This window comes from Sphingopyxis sp. RIFCSPHIGHO2_12_FULL_65_19 (assembly GCF_001830555.1).
Taxonomy (GTDB): domain Bacteria; phylum Pseudomonadota; class Alphaproteobacteria; order Sphingomonadales; family Sphingomonadaceae; genus Sphingopyxis.
The window spans coordinates 35,111-41,979 of the sequence record NZ_MIAM01000062.1 but is presented as its reverse complement, the minus strand read 5'-3'; the positions used below and the strand labels follow the sequence as shown (position 1 = coordinate 41,979).

At 64.9% G+C, this 6,869-nt stretch carries 4 protein-coding genes and 1 pseudogene; all 5 read right to left on the bottom strand.

Annotated features, from left to right (window positions below):
* Positions 1 to 1,067: pseudogene (locus A3E77_RS16760) on the bottom strand (cytochrome c3 family protein); the annotation flags it as partial.
* Between the two features lie 10 nt (positions 1,068 to 1,077).
* Complete coding sequence (locus tag A3E77_RS16755; protein WP_293648016.1) at positions 1,078 to 1,959, bottom strand: hypothetical protein; 882 nt, start codon at positions 1,957 to 1,959, stop codon at positions 1,078 to 1,080.
* The gene (locus A3E77_RS16750) at positions 1,959 to 4,409 is read right to left on the bottom strand and encodes a cyclic nucleotide-binding domain-containing protein (RefSeq protein WP_293648014.1); all 2,451 of its coding nucleotides are present in this window, start codon (positions 4,407 to 4,409) and stop codon (positions 1,959 to 1,961) included. The genes A3E77_RS16755 and A3E77_RS16750 overlap by 1 nt, the downstream gene beginning before the upstream one ends.
* A gap of 404 nt (positions 4,410 to 4,813) precedes the next feature.
* On the bottom strand, positions 4,814 to 5,587 hold the full coding sequence (locus A3E77_RS16745) for an arginyltransferase (protein ID WP_293648012.1): 774 nt from the start codon (positions 5,585 to 5,587) through the stop codon (positions 4,814 to 4,816).
* 315 nt (positions 5,588 to 5,902) lie between these two features.
* A complete protein-coding gene (locus A3E77_RS16740) occupies positions 5,903 to 6,847 on the bottom strand; it encodes a D-2-hydroxyacid dehydrogenase (RefSeq protein WP_293648010.1) in 945 nt (314 codons plus the stop codon).
* Between the last annotated feature and the right edge of the window lie 22 nt (positions 6,848 to 6,869).

Here is a 6,869-nt window from a genome sequence, read left to right as displayed (position 1 = left end):
CCCGTCGCCTGCAAATGCATGTCGTGCGGGAATTTCAGGCCGTTGTAGTCGACGATGCCCCCGGTCCGCGTCGTGCGCGCCAGCTTCGCGCCGGGGGCGGCGCGAACAAGCGGACGAAATTCGGGGTGGCTCGTGCCGAAATCACTGGCATCGGCCAGCGTCGTCGGGTGCCCCGCGGTCTTCAGCCGCGCCGCCATGCCGTCGTGGCAATCGGCGCAGAATTTCTGCGGCGTCGCGGCCATCGGCCCCGCCCCCTCATGCTCGGTATGGCATTCGACGCAGCGCCCCTGCGGCTTGTTGAAGGTCCTGGCGAAGCCGTCGAGGATGCGCTCGCCCACGCCGGGCGGGTGGCGCGCGGCGAGCAGCATCGCGGTCGGGGCGTTCGCGTGCGCCATGCTCATCGCCTTATGCTCGCCGGTATGGCAATTGACGCACGCCTTGTCGGTGACCGCGACAAAGGGTTCGACATGGCACGACTGGCAATCATTCTTCAGGCTGGCGTGCGCGCTCGACAACGGGCCCGAAAGCCACGCGCTGTCGGCATGGTAGCCGTCGGGGCGCTCGTTGACATCCTTGTAGCTGCACCACGCCCAGATCGGCCCGATCAGGAAGGCGAGCAGCATCAGCAGGCCGAACAGCCAGGCCCCCATGCGCTTGCCGGGCATCACGCCTTGCAGCGAAAAGGCCTTCGCCTCGTCGACGTCCTTCGACGATTGCGACAGCTCGTCGATCCGTTCGACCAGCAGGATGATATCGTCGCCCTCGCGCGCGATCGTCAGCCGGTGGCCGCCGAACCGCAGTTCGCCGCCCGCACCGCTGTCGATATTGGCGACGGTTTCGCTGCGCCCGTTGAGGTCGAAACCCAGCCCCTCGCTCGCCGCGACGCGCACGGTGCGCCCATCGGCGCTGCTGATCGTCGCATGATGCGGGTTCACCGCAAGGTCCGCGATGTGGATGGTGTTGCTGCCCTCGCGGCCCAGCGTGATCGCATCGCCCGGCAGCGCCTGGTCGCGGATAATCTGTTTGCCGGTCTTCGTCGTCGAGATGCGGCGCAGGATGAAGCTCATCGTCCCCACCTCACCAATAGAAAAAGACGCTGATGATGTGCGCCGACAGCGCCGCGATCAGCGCAAAGGTCAGCGGCACATGCACGTAGAGCCAGATTTCGAGCAGCGCGCGGATCTTGAGATGCTTGCGCAGGCGCGCGAGCGCGGCTTCTTTCTGCTTGAGCAGCCCGACGACCTTGTCGCGCGCTTCGCGGTCGCTGGCGTTCGACAGCGTCAGGGTGCGGAGCGCCGCGGCCGTCGCACACGCCGGATAACGACCCGACAGCCGCGCGGCGATGCCGCCGGCAAACGGGTCCTCGCCCAGCGCGGCGAGCACCGGCGCGGTATCGGCGGGGGTCAGCGGCTGCGCCGCGCTGTGCAGCTGCCGGTCGAAGGCGCGGATCGCCTCGAGCATCTGCATCTGCGTCATCTCGTCGCGGTTGTTCGACAGCGCCGCGGGCAGCGTCGCATAGACGATCACCCCATATAGCCCCGACAGGATCACCAGCATCATCAGCGCCCAGGCCAGCGTGTGGACGTTCCAGCCGAGCTGGAACCCCGTGTGCCAGGTGCCGACGACGATCAGGCTCAGCCCCAGATAGACGTGCGCCGAGGTCCACGCCTTCAGCGACCAGTGGTCGCTCGTCATCTTGCGCTTGCGATAGCCCAAGGCGGTGAGCCACAGGATCAGCGCCGCGCCGATCGTGCCGAGTGTATAGCCATACCAGCTGCCGCCATTGTGCCGCGGGGTCACGTCGACCAGCGCGTAACTGACGATGATGAGCAGGCAGAGCCCGCCCGAAATCTTGGCCCAGCGGAATCCCGCATAGCGCAGAAACCCCTCGTGCCGCCGCTCGCGGACACGCTCGACCTGCGTTGCCTTGGACCGGCGGCGCTTGAAGAGGCTCGCCATCAGTCGGTGTCCTCGTCGAGCCGCGCGATCGACAGAAACTCCTCGGGCGACACGCGGATTGCGGCGCCGGTGGGGCACGCGCGCACGCACGCCGGGCCGCCCGCGATCCCCTTGCACATGTCGCACTTCACCGCGATCTTCTTGGGCTTCTCGTCGCCCAATTGCTTCTTCGTCCATTTGGGCGACGGCTCGCCGGGGCCGGGGCCGAAGCCGGTGAGCAGCCAGCGCAGCAGGCTGGGTTTCTGCGGCGGCGCCGCTTCCATGCGGATCACGCCATAGGGGCAATTGCGCATACAGTTGCCGCAGCCGATGCACCCCGGCTCCATGAACACTTCGCCGTCGGGGCCGCGGTGGATGACGTTCGGCGGACAGTCGGCCATGCAGTGCGGATGCTCGCAGTGGCGGCAGCTGGTGGGCACATGCAAATGCGCAAAGGTCTTGCCCGCCTCGCGGTCGAGCCGCGACAGGCCTTCATGGCTGTCGGCGCACGCCTTTTCGCAATTGTCGCAGCCGACGCACAGATTCTCGTCGATCAACAGCGCGTCGGTCGCCTCGCCCAGCCCTTCCTTCATAATGAAGGTCGCGGTGTCCGAATAAAGGTCGACCGCACTCGAATAGCTGGCTTTGCGCGATTCGATGAAGCTGTTCATCGCCGCGCGTTCGGCGACCGCGGCCTCGGTCGCCGCGCGCACCTGCGGCCGCTTGGCAAGCATCGCCTTGAAGGCGTCGCCCTTCAGCCGGATCACTTCGCTCGCGACCGCGGCCTTGACCGTGGCGTTGCGCGGCGCGCCGCTGAGCACCGCCATTTCGCCGAAGAAGCTGCCGGCGGGCAGATAGCGGAGGAAGATCGGCTTGCCGCCAATATCCTTCTCGACGACCATCGACCCCGAACGGATGACATAGACGTCGTCGCCCTCGTCGCCCTCGGCCAGCACGACTTTGCCCGCCGCGACGCGCTCGATCGCCGGATCCTCGACGATCGGCCCCAGGTCCTCGACCGTTAGTCCGCCCTTGAAGATTTGCAGCAATTGGCGTTCGAGCGAGATACGGTTGATCACGCGCTTCGCGCCCGGCACGGCGGCCATCAGCTTGAGCGCGGCGGTGCGCGACACTTCGACGAAGATGCTGTCCTCGCCCGCGCGGATCGTCGCGCCACGCTTGCGGCCCGAAATCAGCCCGACTTCGCCAAAGATCGAACCCTGTTCGATCGGGACGGTAAAGTCAGGACCAACCTCGACAAGCGCATGACCGTCGGCGATGGCAAACAGCGACGACCCCGGCTCGCCCTTCTCGAACACGACGTCGCCCTTGGGATAATAGGCGACCTTTGAATCGAGCATGAACTCGCGCATCTGCAGCGGCGACACATCGGCGAAGATGCGGATGCGCGTGCGCAGATATTCCAGCCACTCGCTGACCGATTTCTTCTGCGGCAGTTTTGCGAAGATTGCCGCCAGATCCTTTTCGTCGGCGGGGGTCAGCGCCTGGTTGCCGTTGATGAATTCGACGACGTCATAGCCCTGGTTCATGCAATGCTTGATCAGCGGATAGCCGGCGAGCGCGCCGATGACATAGAGGCCGGGCACCGTCGTCTCGAACGTCGGCGACAGTTTCGGAAAAGCCTCGCGGTCGGGGCCGGTAAATTCGATCCCCATCGATTCGACGAAGCCGCGCGGCGCGACCGAACCCAGCCGCGCGACGATCACGTCGCATTCGATCCGTTCTTCGCCCGTCGGCGTTTCGAGCGTCAGCCAGCCCGGTTCGACCTTTTTGGGCTGCGTTTCGGTGAGGATCGACATGAAGCCATTCTCACCCGCTTCCATCATGTCGGCGACATTCTTGGCCTTGGCGCGCGCAAAATCTTTTGACCGGTTGAGGATGGTGACGGTGTTTTCGAGTGCTTCCTCGGCCACGCCGAGCGCATTTTCGATCCCCGCATCGCCCGACCCGACGACGGTGATATGCTTGTCCTTGAAATCCTCGGGATCGTCGACCTGATAGATGATGTGCGGCAGATCGGCGCCCTCGCAGCGCATCCGGTTGGGATTGCCCTGCGTCCCGATCGCCAGCACGATATTTTCGGCGTGGAAGATGTCGCCTTTGGCGGTGCGAATCGCGAACGCGCCCTTTTCGCCGGACACTTCGGTGACTTCGGCGTGATAGGCGACCTGCACCTTGTTGTTCGCAGCATCCTCGTCCCAATTGCCGAGGATATATTCGCGCGCGCCCTCCGCAAAGCGGCAGTCGGAGCGCAGGTCGAGCCGTTCGGGCGTCGCCAGCACGCGCTTGCCCTTTTGATATTTGAAGATCGTGTCCGACAGATGGTCGGTCTTTTCGAGCAGGATATGGCTGAGCCCCAGTTGCGCGGCGCGCGACGCGGCGCTGAGCCCTGCCGGACCCGACCCGATGATCGCCACCTTTACGCGATCAAGCGGGACCGCCTCGCTCATGCGCGCGCGCCATCGCGGGCGGAACGATCATCCGCGATCAAGCCATCGGCGAACGCATGCACGGGCATCCCTTTTCCCCCAATCGCCTACCCCTAGGCGACCACCAACGCTGGATGCGACCCGGACTTATGTCCTGGCCGCAAGCTATGCCCTTGAAAGCGGGAAAAGGTCAACCGGAAGCGGCGAGAAACCGCGCGTTGCGAACCATTCGCAGCTTTGGGCGGTGAAGGGGCGGGATTGAAGGACAAGACGCCGGATTCGACCATTAGTTGCCCTAACCGACGTCCGTCATCCCGGCGAAGGCCGGGATCTCGCCGGTGCGTAATTCCGAGAGGTTGAGATCCCGGCCTCGCCGGGATGACGGGTGAGGGAACGTCCGCTTCCCACCCCTAAGCAGACGTCAATCAGGCCAGCTCGAACATCTCGGCAATGCGCTGCGACGTTCCCGGCTCGAAACGCGACCAGCCATCGGGACCGAGCCGTTCGAGCGGGCGGAAGCGTGCCTTATAGGCCATGCGCGCCGATCCTTCGATCCAGTAGCCGAGATAGACATAGGGCAGCCCCGCCCTGGCGGCGCGCTGGACATGGTCGGCGATGATATAGGTGCCCAGACCTTCGCGCATCGGGTGCGCCGCGTCAAAGAAGCTGTAGATCATCGACAGCCCGTCGCCTTGCCGGTCGGTCAGGCAGCAACCGACCAGGCGGCCTTTGCTGCCATCCGCGGTCGGCTCGCGATATTCGATCATATAGCTGTCGACCGGGGTCTGTTCGACCATGTCGGCAAAATCCTGTTCGTCCATGTCGGCCATGCCGCCATTGGGATGGCGCGAGCCGAGATAGGAACGGAGCAGCGCATATTGTTCCTCGGTCGCCCACGGCTTGCACGCCGTCGCGACCAGGTCGCCATTGCGTCGGATAGTGCGCTTTTGCGAATTGTTCGGCGCAAATTCGCCCGCGCAGACGCGCACCGACACGCAGGCCGAACAATCGGCGCAACTGGGGCGATAGGCGACCGACTGGCTGCGGCGAAAGCCGATGCGGCCGAGCGCGTCGTTCAGTTCGTTCGCCGTATTGCCGCTCAGTTCGGTGAACACCTTACGCTCGGTCTTCCCCGCCAGATAGGGACAGGGCGCCGGGCTGGTGACGAAAAAGCGCGGAAAACGGAACGGTGCGGACACGCGGAAAAGACCTCCGGACTGGCGATGCGGAGCCCCCCGACGCGGGTCCGACGCATGACTTGCACCAACTATGCCGCGCGGCGTCAATGGTGCAAAGTCCATTTACCATTTTAGGGCGTCCCGATCTGAATCAACCCGAAAATTTTGTGAATCGGCCGGTAAGGATTGTGCCGGACTGAATCACAATCCGGCTGCAAGCTCGCCGTCGTCATCCCGGCGCCCAATCGTCATCCCGGCGCCGGCCGGGATTTCGACGACGCCCTGTTTCGCAACGTGACGAGTCCGGCCTTCGCCGGGATGGCGAGATCAAGGGTGTCAGTAACCCAGCGTCAAATCCACCCGTGGCTCCACCGCCTCGCCCCGCTGCCAGCGATCCAGATTCTCCAGAAACCGCATCGCCGATCGCACGAACATCTTGTCCTGCGCGCGGCCCGACAGGTGCATGGTGATATGCGCATTGTCGAGGCTCCACAGCGGATCGTCGGCGGGCAGCGGTTCGGGCGTCGTCACGTCGAGGAAGGCCGATGCGATCTGCTGTTCGTTCAGCGCGGTGACCAGCGCATCCTGATCGACGACGCTGCCGCGCGCGATGTTGATCAGCGTCGCGCTCGGCTTCATCGCCGCCAGCTCGGCCGCGCCGATCATGCCGTCGGTTTCGGGGGTCGCGGGGACGGCCAGGATCACCCAGTCGAAATCGCCCAGCCGCGCGCGCCACTGGTCGGGGGTCAGCGTGTTTTCACCGGCCGAACGGCGCACCACCGTCACATCCACCGCGAACGCCTTCAACCGCTCCTCGATCAGCTTGCCGATCGCGCCATAGCCCAGCAGCAGCGCCTTCGACCCGAACAGTTCGACCTTGCCCGGCGAATCCATCAGCCATTCGCGGCGTTCCTGCGCGCGCACGACGTCGCGGTAACCCTTGGCGACCGTCAGCATCCCCATCACGACATATTCGGCGATGGTGATCGCGTTGATCCCGGCGCCGTTGGTAACGACCGTCCCGCGCTGCCCGAGCAGGTCGAGGGGCATTCCGTCGACCCCGGCATAGATCGAGTTCAGCCATTTGAGCTGCGTCGCGGCGGTGATGACCGCGGCCATGTCCTTCTTGTCATACATGTCGAACCAGCCGATTTCGGCGTCGGGCGCGAGTTCGAGCGCCTCCTCCTTCGATTGAAAGAAGCGCGGCTCGACCCAGTCGGGCAGGCGGTTTTCGACGAGCGGCCGGATCAGGCCCGACAGGACGGTGACGGTCTTGGTCATAAATCTCCCCTCCCGCTTGCGG